Raw genomic sequence first — 15,893 nt, forward strand, 5'->3', positions numbered from 1 at the left:
GCCAGACATTTTACGGGGGTTAACGCTTTCCCGGGGCGCGGATAACCTGCTTTATTAGCGGTTTTCGATGGACTGGCGTAGCGTACCGGCAGAGGCGTGAACGCTGCCGCCCAGATAGCGCACATCATCAACGGCCCAGCACTGACCCTCGCGGATCATCAGCACTTCATCCTGCCAGGTCTGGCTACCCTGCGTCAGTTTCACCCGCAGCGGAATATTGCGCGCGTCAGTATTCGGAATGGTCGACGCGCTTTCCACCACGGCGCTATCCGGCAGGGTGCTCTGGCTGGAGAACGGATCGGATTTCAGCAGCGCGCTGTGCTGCGGGTCACGGCTGGCCTCGTTCAGCTGTTGCGCCAGCCGATCGCTCAGATAAGGGCGCAGGGCGGTAACATCGTTACGGCGGTTCGAAATGCGGGTGTCATAAAATTGTTGAGCGACGGCATCCGGGCCGCCTTCAATGCAGGGGCCGCTGCGGGTGCCAATATCCTTGAAAGCCGGTGTCACCGGCGTGGTGCAGGCGCTGAGCAGCAGCGCGCACGGCACTAAAAGCGTCATAGCGGAGTAGCGCATGTTCATTTCCTTTTGGCTAATAATTAACTCACCTTTCAATGATAGCGTAACGATCCGATAATGGTTTTGATCTTATACGCTTAGGCACAGAATGCGACGAGGATGAAACTGATGAAATATTCAACGACCCCAACCCTGGAAGGACAGCCGATCACCGAGTACTGCGGCGTGGTAACCGGCGAAGCTATTCTTGGCGCGAATATATTTCGCGACTTTTTTGCCGGCATTCGCGATATCGTCGGCGGTCGCTCGGGCGCTTATGAGTCAGAGCTCCGCAAAGCGCGGGAAATTGCGTTTAAAGAGCTGGGCGAGCAGGCGAAGGCGCTGGGGGCCGATGCGGTGGTGGGCATCGACATCGATTACGAAACCGTCGGTAAAGACAGCAGCATGCTGATGGTGAGCGTGAGCGGCACCGCGGTGAAAACCCGCTGATGCGGCGCGCAATTGCACTCGGCGTGCTGGCTTTACTGCTGGCAGGATGCAGCAGTAAAGAGAAGAAGGACGCCGGGCAGGTTATCGTCGATAAAGGCGCCTATGAGCTGGACGTCAGCCGCCAGGCCCAGGCGGCTTATCCCCGTATCAAGGTGCTGGTCATCCACTATACCGCCGACGATTTTGACCGCTCGCTCACCACGCTTACCGGCAAAGACGTCAGCTCGCACTACTTAATTCCGGCTATCCCCACCCTGCATAACGGCAAACCGCGTATCTCCCAGCTGGTACCCGAGCGCGATCTCGCCTGGCATGCGGGAGTCAGTTTCTGGCGCGGGGCCACGCGCATTAACGACACCTCTATTGGCATCGAGCTGGAAAACCGCGGCTGGCAGAAAAGCGGCGGCGAAAAGTTCTTCACCCCGTTTGAGCCCACGCAGATCGCCGCCCTGGTTCCGCTGGCGAAAGCCATTATCGCCCGCTATGACATCAAACCGCAGAACGTGGTGGCGCATTCGGATATCGCCCCGCAGCGTAAGGTCGATCCGGGGCCGCTCTTTCCCTGGCAGGCGTTGGCTGCGCAGGGAATTGGTGCCTGGCCGGATGCTCACCGGGTAGCGTTTTATCTGAACGGGCATTCTCCTCATGAACCCGTGCAGGCAAGGCAGCTTCTCGATCTGCTGGCCCGCTACGGCTACGAAAATGCCGTTAACGGCACGCCGGCGCAGCAGAAGCGGGTGATTATGGCCTTTCAGATGCACTTCCGCCCCCGGCTGTGGAACGGCTTCGCCGACCGCGAAACCATGGCTATTGCCGAAGCATTGCTGGAGAAATACGGACAGGGGTAATACTTTGGTATTACCCCAAACAGCATGATTCGTTTATTTTATTTGAGATTCATCTTAAGTGAATTGTGGATTCATTTTTAGTTAATTGACTTAAAAATCACCAGGTTTAATATGACTGCATAGCTTGCTAAGCAATGCCAGAAGAAAATCAATTATTTTCATTTTCCGTCAGGATGACACTTATCATTTAATTCAGGTTAAATTTATCTGAACCCACAATGATTTTATTTTTGTGGGCTATTGAAAACTTCAAATACCTTAGAGACAAAAAAATGTTAAGTATCTATGCAAGTAATTTGCGTCCTCAGCCTGAGGTCGATGCTATTGTGTCTGCAACAGCGTCTTTTCCTGAGCGTAATATAAAAAAGTGGCAGAAAATTCCTCTCTACGGCTCGGACTACGTCCATGTGCTGCACAGCGGTGAAATTGAGTTACGCCGCACCTCGGACGATCTGAGCATGTTTACCATCAGGAAACAGCTTATTCTGGGCATTAGCGCTATGTTTTATGACAGTGAGCATACCTATGCCATCGCACGAACCAATGCCGTGATTTGTTCAATTAAAAAAGAGGACTTTATTCAGCTTATCACCGAACAGAATCTCTGGCCGCAATTAACCAAAGTGCTTTCCTGGTATATTTGTGCCATGGGTAAGCGTGACGATATTCTCATCGCCCGCAGCGCTTATTCTGTTGTGCGTGAATTTTTACTCGAGATCCATGAGCTGATGGTTAACCATAATCGTGATATTAATATCTACGATTATATTCAGGAATATACCAACCTCGCCCGCAGTACCATCATTAAAATTCTCTCCGACCTCAAAAAAGGTCACTATATCGTGGTTGAAAAAGGCAAATTAGTCTCTTTAAACTCTTTGCCGGAGCGCTATTGAGTCTCCTTCGTGACCTCATCACCGCTTTCATCGGGTGGTGAGGGAACCTTTCCTTGTGCATAGTCCCGTTCCTGCTCTTTCAAAGCCATCATAAAGCGTTCTTTTAAGGACGTATCATTACTCACTTCTTCTGCTCCCGGTAACGGTTGGGTTGAAAGATCGCCGTCGGGCGCCTGCTGCCAGTTGGCCTCGTTATCGACAACGGGCGACGCCATTTGCAGCGGCGGCAAGGTTACGGGTTTCGGTTCCGGGAAGGGCTTCGAAATGTATACATAGTGCATCTCCGAAGGGCGGGCCTCGGGCCGAACCACCTTCGCCGGTTTTGGCGCCGGGGCCGGATGGCGAGCCTGCCAGAACATATGCGCATAAAGCCCGGCTATGACCAGCGCGCAGAGCCAGAATGCACCGCCCATCAGGCGGGTGAAGACCTGCCGGGGAGAAGGCAGCCGCCAGGAGAAGTAAACCGGCTCCTGGGTGTAATAGCTGCGCTGGGCAGCCAGACAAATCGTGGACATCTTACCGTTTTCCTTGTACTGACGCGGTGCTGACCGGCGTCAGGATCGCCGGGGTACTGTTATTCACGCGCATTAACGCCATCAACGTCTGTTCGCCGGCGAGGCCATCCACACGCAGCGCCGTCTGGCTCTGGAATGCGCGGGTACGCGCTGCCAGCGCAGCGGTCCAGGTTGTGGCATGGGTTTTAGGCTCATGCAGCGCTTCACTGAGCTGGTCATCAAGCCAGCGCATCTCCTGCGAATCGCTGCTGGCGCCGATACGCTCTTTACCCTCCGGCGTCAGGCGATGCAGCAGGGTATAGTTCCCGGTGGCATGCTGTGTATACCAGCTGCGGCTGACTTGCCAGGTGCGGTTATTCATCAGCAGATCGAGGGAATCTTTCCCGGCCCGGACCACGACCGCATAGTTCATATGGTTGCCGCTGTTCAGCTCGCCGATCCAGGGATAGCCCTCTTTTTCGAGGTCGGCGAGCGTGGCGTGGCCCTGTTTACAGGCCAGATTGACGCGGCCTGCGCTTTCGCAGCGATTCTCCTCCGTGGATGCGTCATACCCCCAGACGGTATAGAGCTGGTGCAGGGCATCCGGCTGATTCACCACTTCATTATTAATATCAGGCAGCGCCGGCGCGACCGGGGCAGGGGTATGCAGAGTCCAGCGTGCAGGCACCGACAGCTGAAGCGGGAGCTTCGCGTGAATGGCGGCGGTAAAATGCCAGCCGCAGGCGGCGAACAGCACGGAGGCAAACAGCCCCACCATGGCGTTACGCCGGGTATTGCGCTGGCGCGGCAGCAATTCCCCCGCGGCCAGGCGCAGGTGGCGTGCACCCACCTGCGGAGCGCGCTCTGTCCAGCTGGCGAGCAACGCCAGCTGCGCCAGGGCGTTCAGTTTGCCAACGGATCCTTTGGTCAGGGCGTGCATGCGGCGGATCCGGGCGGGAACAAAAGGCGAGGTCTCGGCCCCATGATGCGTCACTTGGGCCTGCACATAGCCGATGAATTCGCGGCAGGTGAGAGGACGCAGCGTATGACAGGTATGCAGACGCGATCCCAGAGCCGACGCCTGGCGCGCCCGCGCCTCTTGCTCGGGCGTACCGGTAATGACAATGCTCAGTGGGAAGGCTCTCTCCTGGGCTCGGGTCAGCAACATGCCCAGAACCTCCCAGCCGCCTTCACGCAGGGCCTGTACGGCGTTGATGGCCAGCACCATGCCCTTTTTGCCGCAGGTGGGGAAGGTGTCGAGCCAGAGGCTCAGAATGGCATCGATAGTCTGCAGGCGATTTTTGTCCTCTTTTGCCATCGGGTTTAGCTTATAGAGAAGCGCACTGGCGTTCAGCTTTGGAAAGGCGTCGAGGGTCACCATCGCTCTCTTCTGCACCTGCAGCTCGACAATAAAGGCGCCCAGCAGCGCATCGTCGTCAGAAAAGAGTCCCACCACGCCGGGCGCACAGCTTTTCTCATCCAGCAAACCAAACACATCCTGGTGATAGGGCACCAGGAACTCACCTGGCGCGCGGGTCACCGTCCGGAATGGCTGGCCCGTGAATTTGAAATGACTCAGATACATAACGACTCACCGAATAATGGCATTAATAAGGAATAGCGGCTGAAAATAAGGCAGGGGGCGGACGTAAGCAAAATATTCAGCGGAGAAAAATAACCACGCTTTGTCGCTAACATCTGGCTATTTTCGGGTCAACAGATTTCTCAATTAAAGTTAATAGCGAACCCGGTGGAGGTACGCGCAAGCGATATTTACTATTGCCGCCATTGGTACAGCGGCATGCTGTTATTTTTCTGCATATTAAAAGGCCCGTTAAAAATGAGGATGCAGCGTTTTTCCGGACTCTTCACCCCCGTCATCATGTTTATGGTGCTGCTATTTAGCGGGCACCAGGGTTATGTCGTGCTTAAAAACTACAAAAAGGCCAGCGATAACATGAGTGAAGCGGAACAAACGCCCGTCTCTTCTCCGGTCCAGCCTATCGTATTTACCCTCTTTCAGCCGGCCGTGGAGCAACGGGCTGAGCAGGCGATCGTCAAACAACCCTTGAACGTGGAAGTGGAAGGCATCATCAGTAGCGATGAGTCCTGGCTGTCGTTTGCCATGGTGAAAACCCCTTCCGGCGTCCAGAGTTATCGGGAGGGGGAGAGCCTGGTGGGGGTTAACGACGCGTGGATTGAAGAGATCAATACCGACAACATAGTCGTCAGTTATCAGGGGGTTGAGCAGAAGCTGGCTCTCAAGCGTCCCGACTACTTTAAAGGGGAGACAGGCACGAAGCCGCTGCCTCGTCCGGCTACCGATGCCGGGCTGGAGAATATCCATCTGAACGATGTTCTGGTTCTGAAACCCTATATCGACCACGGCCAACTCGAAGGCTATCAAATAAAGCCCAGAAATGCCTCCAGCTGGTTCCACGACGTGGGGCTGCAAAAAGGGGATGTGGTCGTAAAAATCAATTCCGTTGATATGACGAAAGAAGAACAGGCGAAAAATATGCTCGCCAGCTGGTCGAAATTAAGAGAGGCCAACGTGGTGGTTAAACGTCACGCTCACCTCGAAAATATTCGGGTTAATGTTGTAAACAATTAACAAGTGTAAAGAGATGAAGAAATTTCCCTGGGCGTGTATTGCATTGACCGTCGCGTCACTCTATTCCGGTTCGTTGCTGGCCGCTAATTTTAGTGCCAGTTTTAAAAATACCGATATTCGCGAATTTATCGATACGGTCAGCCGTAATCTGAATAAAACGATTCTGGTCGATCCGTCCGTGCAGGGTACGGTGTCAGTTCGCACCTATAACGTGCTGACGGAAGACGAATATTACCAGTTCTTCCTGAGCGTGCTGGATCTCTACGGTCTGTCGGTGATTCCCATGGACAACGGGATGGTGAAAGTGGTGCGTTCAAACGTTGCCCGTACCGCAGGTGCGCCGCTGGCGGACAGCAAAAACCCCGGCAAGGGGGATGAGATCATCACCCGCGTTGTGCGCATGGAGAATGTCCCGGTTCGCGAACTGGCGCCGCTGTTGCGCCAGCTGAACGATGCCACCGGCATCGGCAACGTGGTGCATTTCGAACCCTCTAACGTGCTGCTGCTGACCGGAAGAGCCTCGGTGGTCAATCGGCTGGTGGACCTGGTGCAGCGCGTGGATAAAGAGGGCGTGCAGCGCCGCGAAATTGTGCCGCTGCGGTATGCCTCTGCCAGGGAGCTATCGGATATGTTGAACAACCTCAATAACGAAGAGCAAAAAGGGCAGAACGCGCCGCAGCTCGCCACCAAAGTGGTGGCCGATGATGAGACCAACAGTCTGGTGATCAGCGGGTCGGAAGATGCGCGGGCGCGCACCCGTGCGCTGGTGGGGCAGCTGGATCGTGAGCAGAATAACGAGGGCAACACCCGCGTCTTCTATCTGAAATATGCCAACGCCGCGAAGGTGGTGCCAGTGTTGACCGGCATTGGCGAGCAGCTGAAAGACAAAGCCAGTACGGCGAAAGTGAAAACCACCAGCAACGCTAACGAGCTGAATATCACCGCTGACGAAGCGACAAACTCGCTGGTGATCACCGCCCAGCCTAACGTTATGAATTCTCTTGAGAAGGTCATCGATAAGCTTGATATCCGCCGGCCTCAGGTGCTGGTGGAGGCCATCATTGCCGAAGTTCAGGACGGAAACGGTCTGGATCTCGGCGTGCAGTGGACCGGCAAGCATGGCGGCGTACAGTTTGGTTCGACCGGGCTGCCTATCAGTCAGATCAAGAACGGCACGATGAAGGGGGCCTCCTTCACCGGGCTGGCGACCGGCTTCTTTAACGGTGATTTCGGCGCCCTGATGACGGCTCTCTCCACCGGCTCCAAAAACGACATCCTCTCCACGCCGAGCGTGGTGACGCTGGATAACAAAGAGGCCTCGTTCAACGTGGGTCAGGATGTGCCGGTACTGGCCGGTTCCCAGACCACCAGCGGCGATAACGTCTTTAACTCCGTCGAGCGTAAAACGGTGGGCACCAAGCTGAAAATCGTGCCGCAGATTAACGATGGCGACATGATCCATCTGAAGATTGAGCAGGAAGTCTCCAGCGTAGATGCCAACTCCACCGAAGACGCCAGCCTTGGCCCCACCTTCAACACCCGAACCATCAATAACGAAGTGATGGTGCACAGTGGGCAGACGGTGGTACTCGGCGGCCTGATGGAGAATGTCACCAAAGAGACCGTCTCTAAGGTGCCGCTGCTGGGGGATATTCCGCTGGTGGGCCAGCTGTTCCGCTACACCTCGGAAGATACGTCGAAGCGCAATTTGATGGTGTTTATCCATACCACCGTGCTGCGCGACGACGATAACTACAGCGCCGCATCGAAGGAGAAATACGACCAGATCCGCGCGCGTCAGCAGCAGCGGATGGAAGAGAAAAAGCTGGGGATCGTCTCTAACGTGGATAATCCGGTGATGCCAGCGTACCCGTCTGCGTCTGCCACAAGCGCCGCGCCAGGCAGCACTAACGCCGCCACGTCACATAACCCCTTTAAAGAGTGAGGGGCAACGTGGACGAATTGACCCAATTTCTCTGCAGCAGCAGCTACGCAAAAGAGAACGGCGTGCTCTATTACCAGGATGAGGTGTATATCCGTGACGATGCCCCGGCCTTTGCGCTGCTGGAGATGCGCCGGGTACTCGGGCGCGCTTACGAACCCGCCATCCTGACGGCTGAGGCCTTTGAAGAGCTGCTGGCCAAAATCTGGCAGCAGAGCAGCGGCGTCTCGCAACAGTTGGTTGACGATATGGACGCTGACATCGATCTGATGGCCTTAACCGAGGAGATCCCCGACAACGAGGATCTGCTGGATAACGACGAAAACTCGCCGGTGATCCGCCTGATCAACGCCATTCTCGGCGAGGCGGTGAAAGAGGGCGCCTCGGATATTCATATCGAAACTTTTGAACGTACGCTGAGCATCCGCTTTCGCGTCGACGGCGTGCTGCGCCCGGTGTTGCAACCAGCGCGCAAGCTTGCGCCCCTGCTGGTATCGCGTATTAAAGTCATGTCCAAACTGGATATTGCGGAGAAACGCCTGCCGCAGGATGGCCGTATCTCCCTGCGCATTGGCCGTAAGGCGATTGACGTGCGTGTCTCGACCATTCCGTCACAGTACGGCGAGCGCGTGGTGATGCGCTTGCTAGATAAAAGCAACCTGAAGCCAGATATCAACAAGCTCGGGCTGATTGATGAAGAGCTGGAAAAGCTGAAGGGGCTGATTGACCGTCCGCACGGCATTATCCTGGTTACCGGGCCGACAGGCTCCGGGAAAAGCACCACGCTGTACGCCATCCTGTCGGCGCTGAACGGCCACGAACGCAATATTCTGACCGTCGAAGATCCGATCGAATATGAGCTGGAAGGGGTAGGGCAGACGCAGGTGAACCCGCGCGTGGAGATGACCTTTGCCCGCGGCCTGCGTGCGATCCTGCGTCAGGACCCGGACGTGGTGATGATCGGGGAAATTCGCGACGGCGAAACCGCGCAAATTGCGGTACAGGCCTCACTCACCGGCCACCTGGTGATGTCGACGCTGCATACCAACAGCGCGGCAGGCGCCATTACGCGTCTGCGTGATATGGGGCTGGAATCCTTTTTGATTGGCTCATCGTTGCTCGGGGTCATTGCCCAGCGTCTGGTGCGGCGGCTCTGTACCCACTGCCGGACCACCAGCACGGTGGATGCCAATGAAAAGGCGCTGTTCAGCTTTATGGAGACGCCGCCCAGGGCAATTTATCGCGCGGTAGGCTGTGAACATTGCCGCCAGAGCGGCTATCAGGGGCGGGCGGGGGTCCATGAATTCCTGGTGGTGGACACCGCCATGCGCCGGGCTATCCACGAAGATAAAGATGAAATGTCCCTCGAAACCCAGCTGTTTAAGGAGGCGTATAGCCTGCGTGAAAACGGCTTGCTGAAGGTGATAAGCGGCATTACCTCGCTGGAAGAGGTCATGCGCGTCACCGCCGAACGGGGAGGGGACGAATAATGGCTTTCTACGCCTGGACGGCGACCAACGCGGCGGGCAAAACCCAGCGCGGCACGATGCAGGCCGAGGGGCAAAAGCAGGTTCGCCAGTGGCTGCGAGAACAAAAGTTGCTGCCCGTGAGCATCAGCGAAACGCATCAGACCGCCGCCAGTGGGAAAGCAAAGACCGGGGCAAAACTCTCTACGCCGGTGCTGTCGATGTTTACCCGCCAGCTCTCTACGCTGGTGAACGCCGCGCTGCCGCTGGAGAGTGCGCTGAAGGCCATTTCGAAACAGACGGAAGATAAAAAGCTGGCGTCGATGGTGGTAGAGATCCGCGAGAAGGTGGTGGAGGGGCATACCCTCTTCGACGCCTTTAGCCAGTTCCCGCGTACCTTCGACAAGCTCTACTGCACCCTGGTGATGGCCGGTGAAAAGACGGGCCATCTGGGGGATGTGCTGGAAAAGCTGGCGGAGTATAACGAGCAGCGCCAGAAGATGAAGAGCAAGCTGACGCAGGCGATGGTCTACCCCATCACCCTGACGGTGGTGGCTGTCGCGGTAATCAGCATTTTGCTGGTGGCGGTGGTGCCGCAGGTGATTGAACAGTTTACCCATATGAAGCAGCAACTGCCGCTTACGACCCGTACGTTGATTGCGGTCAGCGATTTTCTGCAGGCCTGGGGAATCTACATAGCGGGCGCGCTCGGCGGGGGGATAATCGGCTTTAAGAGCTGGGTTCGCAACAGTAAAAATCGCTTTCGCTACCACAGCTGGCTGGTAAATCGCTCGCCGATTAAAAAGCTGGTGTGCGCCATCAACAGCGCCCGCTATATCCGCACGCTGAGTATCCTGCAGGCCAGTAGCGTGCCGCTGCTGGAGGGGATGTACATTGCGATGGACGGTATCGAAAACCTCTACGCGCGCCGGGTGCTTGAGCAGGCGGCCGATACCGTACGGCAGGGGGCAACCCTCTATGCCGCCCTGGAACAGGCGAAATTATTTCCGCCCACCATGCTTTATATGATCGCCTCCGGCGAAGAGAGCGGGGAATTAGGCAACTTAATGGATCGCGCGGCAGAAAATCAGGAGTCGGCCTTACAGCACCGAATTACCTTAACGCTGTCGGTATTTGAACCGGCGCTGGTGGTGAGTATGGCGACCATTGTTTTATTCATTGTGCTGTCAATATTACAACCGCTTCTGCAACTTAATAACATGGTAGGTTAATAAATGGCTATGAAACGTAATAACCTGGCTCGCCAGGCGGGCTTCACGTTGCTCGAATTAATGGTGGTAATTGTTATTCTCGGCGTACTGGCGAGTATGGTGGTGCCCAATTTAATGGGTAATAAAGAAAAAGCCGACGCGCAAAAGGCAACCAGCGATATTGTCGCCCTCGAAGGCTCGCTGGATATGTATAAGCTGGATAACCACCGCTACCCCACCACAGAACAGGGGCTGCAGGCGCTGGTTACCAAACCTGAAATTGCGCCAATTCCAAACGGTTACCGCGCGGGGGGCTATATCCGCCGCCTGCCGCAGGATCCCTGGGGCAGTGATTATCTGATGGTAAGCCCCGGAGAACACGGCGCGATCGATCTCTTTTCGGCAGGACCGGATGGCGAAGCGAATACCGCCGATGACATCACCAACTGGTCTCTCGATAAAAAAGAGAAATAATGAAAAACCAACGCGGCTTTACGTTGCTGGAAATTATTCTGGCGCTGGTGATATTCGCCAGCTGCGCCATGATGGTGGTATCAACAATACCGTCACGCAGCGGCGCCGATATATTTGGCCAGCAATTAAAAGCCGTTGTTGATTATGGATCGGATCGCGCAGTGATGGACGGAAATATCGTTGGGTTAGTTATTACCGCCGAGAAATATCAGCTGGTCACGCTCGAAGATAAAAATGGCGAACGCCTGTGGGCGCCCTTATCCGCGGGCCGTATTACGACTCAGGGCGCATTTCCGCCAGCGATGCACGTCTCGCTCTCCCCCCAGCGGCTGGCCGCCACCACGGACGCCGAGCCGCAGATTGTCTTTCTTCCGGACGGTGAAATCAGCCGCTTCACGCTGGCGCTGCAAAGCGAAGATAAAACGCACGCGTTCCGGGTGGTATCGCAGGGCGCTGCCCCGGTATCGGTTGAAAACGATGAGTAACGGTAAAGCAAAGCAGCAGGGGATGACCCTGCTGGAGGTGATGGTCGCGCTGGTGATCTTCTCCACGGCCGCGCTGGCGCTGATGAACTCTGTCACCCTGAACGTGCGCTTTACCCATGGCCTGGCCGATACGCTGCAGGCCAGTTGGGTAGCGGAAAACCAGCTGGCGGAAGCGCAGCTGGAGAAAACCGCGTTTCCTGACGCCGAAGCGCAGGGCAGCGAGATCATGGGGGGCCGCAGCTGGACCTGGCGCAAACAGCGGGTCAAAACGGCGAAAGAGGGCTGGGCCAGTGACATTCGCGTATATGCGGAGGGCGACGAAAGCCAGCCGGTGATTGCCCTGCACATCATTCCTCCAGGAGAGCTGAAGTGAAACCTATGCAGCGCCAGCGCGGCTTTACGCTGCTGGAGATCATGATTGCGCTAACGATCTTTGCGGTGATCAGCACGCTCGCCTGGCAGATTCTGGACGGGGCGATGCGCACCAGCTCGGCCACCGATGCCAGCGCGGCAAAACTGAACCAGCTACAGCGTGCCTGGAGCCTGCTGGAGCGCGACTTCTTCCAGCTGCAGGCGCGCGCGCCGCGTAATGAACCGGGGCGCTTTCGGGAAGAAGAAAATGCCCTTGAGCTGACCACCCTGAGCGGCGTGAGCGGCTCGGTACAGCTGGAGCGCGTGCGCTGGCGGCTGGAAGAGGGGCGGCTGTATCGCGATGTCTGGCCGGCGATCGACAGCCCGGCCGGCGTCGAACCGGACGAGGTGCCCATTGTCAGCGACGTGAAATCCCTGCAGTGGCGCTTTTATCGCGACGGATGGTTAAAAAGCTGGAGCGACAGCGATCATCAGCCCGACGGCGTGGAGTTGACGCTGACCATGAACAATGGCGAAAGCTGGCGCTGGGTTTTCACTACCCCGGGCGATCGGCCGGAAGTAGCGGAGGCACCGAAACAGCAAGAGCAGCCAGCGCCAGGATCGTTAACGCCGCCGCCTCCGGAGGCGACGCCCTCTCCTGACAAGGGAGCACAGCCATGAGGCAATTAGCGAAGCAGCGAGGCGTGGCCCTGCTGGTGGTCTTGATCCTGCTGGTGATGATGTCGGCGCTGGCGGCAAAAATGAGCCAGCAGTTTTGCCGCAACCTGCAAAAAACGCACTATCAGGTGAGTCAGCAGCAGCTGCGCTGGGCGATGCAGGCCCAGGAGAAAGAGGTGAAAACACGCCTGCAGGTGGATGCGAGCGGCGAAAGTAAACCGCTTGATCCCGAGGGGGAGTGGCACCAGTCGCTCCAGACACGGGGGGAAGATTACACGGTCACCGGCCAGGTTGAGGACGCGCAGGACTGCTTTAACGTCAACAACCTGCTCGCAGACGCGCCGAGGGCGGGGCAACCGGCGGGGGCACTGCCAGAAAAATCGCGCGCTGAGCAGAGCATGGAACAACTGCTAACTGACGGCGGCATCGGCCAGCACCAGGCGGAAGAGATTTACACCCAACTGATAGATTATCTCGATGGGGACGACACCACCGTCAAAGGGGGGGCGGAGACCGATGCCTGGGCGGGCGTACAACCGGCCCGCCAGCCAGCGAACCAGATGATGACCAACATTGCGGAGATCAAACTTTTACCAGCATTCCCTGCCGCCGCCTGGCCAAAGGTGAGCAAACTGCTTTGCGCATTGCCGGACAGCGCCAGCAAGGTGGATGTGAATACGCTTCGGCCCGATCGGGCCGCGGTTCTGGCCGCACTGTTTCCCGGCAAGTTAACCGCCGATGACGCCGCGCGGGTGATCGCTGCCCGTCCCGAGGCGGGGTGGGAAAGTGGTGAAGCTTTCAGCCAGGCGCTGGAGCAACTTTTCCCGCAGTTAAAAGACGATCTGCCGCAGGTTGCCCAGCAGATCGCCGTAAATAGCCGCTATTTTCGCGTGAATTATACCGGCAATACCGACGCCCTGACGCTCAGAGTGGTGAGCCAGCTTCAGGTTAACCCTGAAGCGGGCGAGATTGTGACATGGCAGCGTCGTTACCGAATGATTGAATAACCAAAGTTGAACGTTATGAAACAGGTGCTTTTTATTCGTCCCGACCGGGATGAGGGCGGCAAAATAGGGTGGTGTGAATCCGGAAGCCAGCAGGTGGAGATGCTGGATGGCCCGGAGGCGCTGAGCACGCTGGCGGATCATCCTCTCGCCGGGCGCGTTTGCGTGTTGTTACCTGCCAGCGAGTTTATTTTCCGCCACTTTACACTGCCGAAAAAAATCGGTGCCAACGCCTCCGCCCCTTTCTCCTGGATGGCCGAGGAGACCTTGATCGGCGACGTGGACAATCTTCACTGGACGGTGATCGGGAAAAAGGGGCGCGAGGTGGATGCGGTGGCCATCGATGCGTCGCGGCTACGCCAGTGGCTGGCGCCGTTGTACGCGGCGGGGCTTACCCCCGTTCAGGTCTTGCCGGATGCCTGGCTGCTGCCGGCCACGCCGGGAGGCAGTACGGTGGCGGTACTGGAGGGCGAATACTGGGTCCGTTTCCCCTCAGGCGAGGCATCGGTACTGGACGCAGCCTTGCTACCGCTGGTGTTGCAGCACGCGGGAGAGAGCGTGCTGCACAGTTATGGCGCGCTGCCTGCAGGGCTGACGGCGCAAGGATCCCTGCCCTGGCAACACCCGCTCGTGCTGATCCAGCCCCAGTGGCAACGCTGCCGGGTCAATTTGCTCCACGGAGCGTTTAGTCCGAAACCGCGTCACCTGGCCGCCAAAAAAGGGGTGAGAACGGCGATGATCGCGGCGGGGTTGTTGTCCCTGACGCTTCTGTTAGGGCCGCGTGCCGCGCTGGCGTGGAAGCTGGTACAGCAGGAGAACCAGGTGCAGGAAGATATTGTGCAGCTCTATCAGCACTACTTCCCCAGCCTGCGCCATCAGACCAACATCAAATACCATTTTGGTCAGAATCTTAAAAAGCAGAGCCGGGGCTTCTTCCTCCAGCTCAACGACCTTGAAGCCGTTAAAAAGGCGGTGCCTGCGATGGGCATTGATGTGCTGGAGTACGACGCCACTCATGACACCCTGACCCTGAGCGGCAGTGCGCAATCGCCCGAGGCGCTGCAGGCCTTTGTGAATCAGGCGAGTGCGAAATTTGATTTTACGCTGCAGCCTGTTTCAAAGGAGGCGCCCTATACCGCCATGATCACCGGAAAATATAAATGAAAGAACGCCTCGCGCAACTGACATGCAAATATCAAAATTATAGCGCCAGAGAGAAAGCGATAATAAAACTGTGTGGCGCCGCGCTGTGCTGTGCCGCTGTTTATTATATGGCAATGGTTCCCCTGGATAATATTATTCAAACCGCGCAGTTAAAACTCGACAGACAAAAGGAGACATTAAACTGGATGCGTAACGAAATCGATATTAATCATCTTCAGGTCCAGCAAATTAAAACGGACAATCCCCGCAGCGTGGTTGAAAACAGCGCCCACGAAATCGAGTTACCCCTCAGTAATATACGTCAGGAGGGGCAGACCCTCTCTTTTGTGGTCGAGCGGGTCAACATTTATGTGCTGAAAAACTGGCTGCGGGAGATCAATATCACCTCTGGCGTGCGGCTGGAGAAAATGAACCTTACTCCGGTCGATCACCTGAGCGATGTGAAGGCTGAAATTCAGTTAACCTGGCGAAAAGCCGCGTGAATGGGCTCGCGCTTATACGCGAGAGTTATCCTCTGGCGTTCTGCGGGATGAGCGCGGTGCTGGGGGCGATCGTAGGCAGTTTTCTCGGGGTGGTTGCAGAGCGTGTTCCGCCGATGGTGATGGAGGAAGAGCACGATAAAAATTTGCTCTTTCCGGCATCGCACTGCCCGGTATGTCAGCATTCACTTCGTCCGTGGGAGAACGTTCCGCTTATTAGCTGGCTGGCGCTGCGCGGGCGCTGTAGCCAGTGTCAGGCCGCCATCCCCCTGCGCTTGTTTCTGCTAGAACTGCTTTGCGCCCTCTTTTATGGCTTCACCGCCGGGTGGGGGGCCGATCTCCTCTCCCTGACGTCTCTCTGGCTGCTGATGGCGTTTCTGCTGCCGTTAGCATTGATAGACGCTGAGCATCAGCTGCTGCCCGACTGCCTGACGCAGCCGCTGCTGTGGGCCGGGTTAGTATGCCACGCTCTCGATCATCAGTTGCCCCTGTCGGACGCGCTCTATGGCGCGGTGGCGGGTTATCTGTCGCTCTGGCTGCTGTACTGGGCATTTCGCCTGGCGACCGGGCGTGAAGGGCTGGGCTACGGCGATTTTAAATTACTGGCGGCCCTGGGCGCCTGGTGTGGCTGGCAAGCCTTGCCCGCTATTGTGCTGGTGGCGGCGTTGTTGGGTATCAGCGGATATTTCATCTTTAACCGCCAAACGCATTCCGCCATTGCGTTTGGCCCGGCGTTAGCTTTTGCCGGGATCGCGATCTATCTCGCGCAATTCTTTCTATAA

18 protein-coding genes are annotated in these 15,893 nt (G+C 56.8%); 15 read left to right on the forward strand and 3 right to left on the reverse strand.

Annotated elements, in window-relative coordinates:
* Positions 1 to 54 precede the first annotated feature (54 nt).
* The gene (locus B3511_RS06155) at positions 55 to 573 is read right to left on the reverse strand and encodes a lipoprotein (RefSeq protein WP_212477456.1); all 519 of its coding nucleotides are present in this window, start codon (positions 571 to 573) and stop codon (positions 55 to 57) included.
* A gap of 111 nt (positions 574 to 684) precedes the next feature.
* On the opposite strand from B3511_RS06155, the gene B3511_RS06160 reads away from it, so the two are divergent.
* The 3 genes from B3511_RS06160 (at position 685) to B3511_RS06170 (ending at position 2,749) form a co-directional block, all read left to right on the forward strand.
* Positions 685 to 1,005, forward strand: a complete 321-nt coding sequence (locus B3511_RS06160; protein WP_040078541.1) for a heavy metal-binding domain-containing protein — start codon at positions 685 to 687, stop codon at positions 1,003 to 1,005.
* Complete coding sequence (locus B3511_RS06165; RefSeq protein WP_286777760.1) at positions 1,005 to 1,853, forward strand: N-acetylmuramoyl-L-alanine amidase; 849 nt, start codon at positions 1,005 to 1,007, stop codon at positions 1,851 to 1,853. Before B3511_RS06160 ends, B3511_RS06165 begins: the two co-directional genes overlap by 1 nt.
* A 272-nt stretch (positions 1,854 to 2,125) precedes the next feature.
* The gene (locus tag B3511_RS06170; protein ID WP_212477460.1) at positions 2,126 to 2,749 is read left to right on the forward strand and encodes a helix-turn-helix domain-containing protein; all 624 of its coding nucleotides are present in this window, start codon (positions 2,126 to 2,128) and stop codon (positions 2,747 to 2,749) included.
* On the opposite strand, the gene B3511_RS06175 is transcribed toward B3511_RS06170, so the two are convergent.
* Together B3511_RS06175 and B3511_RS06180 are read right to left on the reverse strand one after the other, a co-directional pair.
* On the reverse strand, positions 2,743 to 3,264 hold the full coding sequence (locus tag B3511_RS06175) for a hypothetical protein (RefSeq protein WP_286777761.1): 522 nt from the start codon (positions 3,262 to 3,264) through the stop codon (positions 2,743 to 2,745). The two genes, B3511_RS06170 and B3511_RS06175, sit on opposite strands and share 7 nt — an antisense overlap.
* Position 3,265: 1 nt before the next feature.
* Complete coding sequence (locus tag B3511_RS06180; protein WP_286777762.1) at positions 3,266 to 4,828, reverse strand: peptidoglycan-binding protein; 1,563 nt, start codon at positions 4,826 to 4,828, stop codon at positions 3,266 to 3,268.
* 255 nt (positions 4,829 to 5,083) lie between these two features.
* Here B3511_RS06180 and gspC point away from each other — a divergent pair, with 255 nt between their 5' ends.
* The 12 genes from gspC to B3511_RS06240 are packed head-to-tail and all read left to right on the forward strand — an operon-like array spanning position 5,084 to position 15,893.
* A complete protein-coding gene (gene gspC, locus B3511_RS06185) occupies positions 5,084 to 5,857 on the forward strand; it encodes a type II secretion system protein GspC (RefSeq protein ID WP_286777763.1) in 774 nt (257 codons plus the stop codon).
* Between the two features lie 13 nt (positions 5,858 to 5,870).
* The gene (gspD, locus tag B3511_RS06190) at positions 5,871 to 7,802 is read left to right on the forward strand and encodes a type II secretion system secretin GspD (RefSeq protein WP_286777764.1); all 1,932 of its coding nucleotides are present in this window, start codon (positions 5,871 to 5,873) and stop codon (positions 7,800 to 7,802) included.
* Between the two features lie 8 nt (positions 7,803 to 7,810).
* Complete coding sequence (gene gspE, locus B3511_RS06195) at positions 7,811 to 9,289, forward strand: type II secretion system ATPase GspE (RefSeq protein WP_286777765.1); 1,479 nt, start codon at positions 7,811 to 7,813, stop codon at positions 9,287 to 9,289.
* Positions 9,289 to 10,497, forward strand: coding sequence for a type II secretion system inner membrane protein GspF (gspF, locus tag B3511_RS06200; RefSeq protein ID WP_046886866.1), 1,209 nt, complete (start codon positions 9,289 to 9,291; stop codon positions 10,495 to 10,497). Before gspE ends, gspF begins: the two co-directional genes overlap by 1 nt.
* Positions 10,498 to 10,500: 3 nt before the next feature.
* Positions 10,501 to 10,950, forward strand: a complete 450-nt coding sequence (gene gspG / locus B3511_RS06205) for a type II secretion system major pseudopilin GspG (RefSeq protein WP_040076374.1) — start codon at positions 10,501 to 10,503, stop codon at positions 10,948 to 10,950.
* A complete protein-coding gene (gspH, locus tag B3511_RS06210) occupies positions 10,950 to 11,435 on the forward strand; it encodes a type II secretion system minor pseudopilin GspH (protein ID WP_212477467.1) in 486 nt (161 codons plus the stop codon). Before gspG ends, gspH begins: the two co-directional genes overlap by 1 nt.
* Positions 11,428 to 11,808, forward strand: coding sequence for a type II secretion system minor pseudopilin GspI (gene gspI / locus B3511_RS06215; protein ID WP_286777766.1), 381 nt, complete (start codon positions 11,428 to 11,430; stop codon positions 11,806 to 11,808). Before gspH ends, gspI begins: the two co-directional genes overlap by 8 nt.
* The gene (gspJ, locus tag B3511_RS06220; protein WP_046886862.1) at positions 11,805 to 12,467 is read left to right on the forward strand and encodes a type II secretion system minor pseudopilin GspJ; all 663 of its coding nucleotides are present in this window, start codon (positions 11,805 to 11,807) and stop codon (positions 12,465 to 12,467) included. The genes gspI and gspJ overlap by 4 nt, the downstream gene beginning before the upstream one ends.
* Positions 12,464 to 13,471, forward strand: a complete 1,008-nt coding sequence (gene gspK / locus B3511_RS06225; protein ID WP_286777767.1) for a type II secretion system minor pseudopilin GspK — start codon at positions 12,464 to 12,466, stop codon at positions 13,469 to 13,471. Before gspJ ends, gspK begins: the two co-directional genes overlap by 4 nt.
* A gap of 15 nt (positions 13,472 to 13,486) precedes the next feature.
* Complete coding sequence (gene gspL, locus B3511_RS06230) at positions 13,487 to 14,632, forward strand: type II secretion system protein GspL (protein ID WP_286777768.1); 1,146 nt, start codon at positions 13,487 to 13,489, stop codon at positions 14,630 to 14,632.
* Positions 14,629 to 15,114 (forward strand): type II secretion system protein M, encoded by a 486-nt coding sequence (locus tag B3511_RS06235; RefSeq protein ID WP_286777769.1) that lies wholly within the window; start codon positions 14,629 to 14,631, stop codon positions 15,112 to 15,114. Before gspL ends, B3511_RS06235 begins: the two co-directional genes overlap by 4 nt.
* Positions 15,111 to 15,893: a prepilin peptidase gene (locus B3511_RS06240; protein ID WP_286777770.1), complete on the forward strand. Its 783-nt coding sequence runs from the start codon at positions 15,111 to 15,113 to the stop codon at positions 15,891 to 15,893. The genes B3511_RS06235 and B3511_RS06240 overlap by 4 nt, the downstream gene beginning before the upstream one ends.

Source organism: Leclercia sp. UBA1284 (assembly GCF_002308415.1).
In the GTDB taxonomy this organism is placed as follows: domain Bacteria; phylum Pseudomonadota; class Gammaproteobacteria; order Enterobacterales; family Enterobacteriaceae; genus Enterobacter; species Enterobacter pneumoniae.

Coding starts and splice junctions, on each gene's coding strand:
- B3511_RS06155 (WP_212477456.1), bottom strand. CDS start 573: ATGCGCTACTCCGCTATGACGCTTTTAGTGCCGTGCGCGCTGCTGCTC.
- B3511_RS06160 (WP_040078541.1), top strand. CDS start 685: ATGAAATATTCAACGACCCCAACCCTGGAAGGACAGCCGATCACCGAG.
- B3511_RS06165 (WP_286777760.1), top strand. CDS start 1,005: ATGCGGCGCGCAATTGCACTCGGCGTGCTGGCTTTACTGCTGGCAGGA.
- B3511_RS06170 (WP_212477460.1), top strand. CDS start 2,126: ATGTTAAGTATCTATGCAAGTAATTTGCGTCCTCAGCCTGAGGTCGAT.
- B3511_RS06175 (WP_286777761.1), bottom strand. CDS start 3,264: ATGTCCACGATTTGTCTGGCTGCCCAGCGCAGCTATTACACCCAGGAG.
- B3511_RS06180 (WP_286777762.1), bottom strand. CDS start 4,828: ATGTATCTGAGTCATTTCAAATTCACGGGCCAGCCATTCCGGACGGTG.
- gspC (WP_286777763.1), top strand. CDS start 5,084: ATGAGGATGCAGCGTTTTTCCGGACTCTTCACCCCCGTCATCATGTTT.
- gspD (WP_286777764.1), top strand. CDS start 5,871: ATGAAGAAATTTCCCTGGGCGTGTATTGCATTGACCGTCGCGTCACTC.
- gspF (WP_046886866.1), top strand. CDS start 9,289: ATGGCTTTCTACGCCTGGACGGCGACCAACGCGGCGGGCAAAACCCAG.
- gspG (WP_040076374.1), top strand. CDS start 10,501: ATGGCTATGAAACGTAATAACCTGGCTCGCCAGGCGGGCTTCACGTTG.
- gspH (WP_212477467.1), top strand. CDS start 10,950: ATGAAAAACCAACGCGGCTTTACGTTGCTGGAAATTATTCTGGCGCTG.
- gspI (WP_286777766.1), top strand. CDS start 11,428: ATGAGTAACGGTAAAGCAAAGCAGCAGGGGATGACCCTGCTGGAGGTG.
- gspK (WP_286777767.1), top strand. CDS start 12,464: ATGAGGCAATTAGCGAAGCAGCGAGGCGTGGCCCTGCTGGTGGTCTTG.
- gspL (WP_286777768.1), top strand. CDS start 13,487: ATGAAACAGGTGCTTTTTATTCGTCCCGACCGGGATGAGGGCGGCAAA.
- B3511_RS06235 (WP_286777769.1), top strand. CDS start 14,629: ATGAAAGAACGCCTCGCGCAACTGACATGCAAATATCAAAATTATAGC.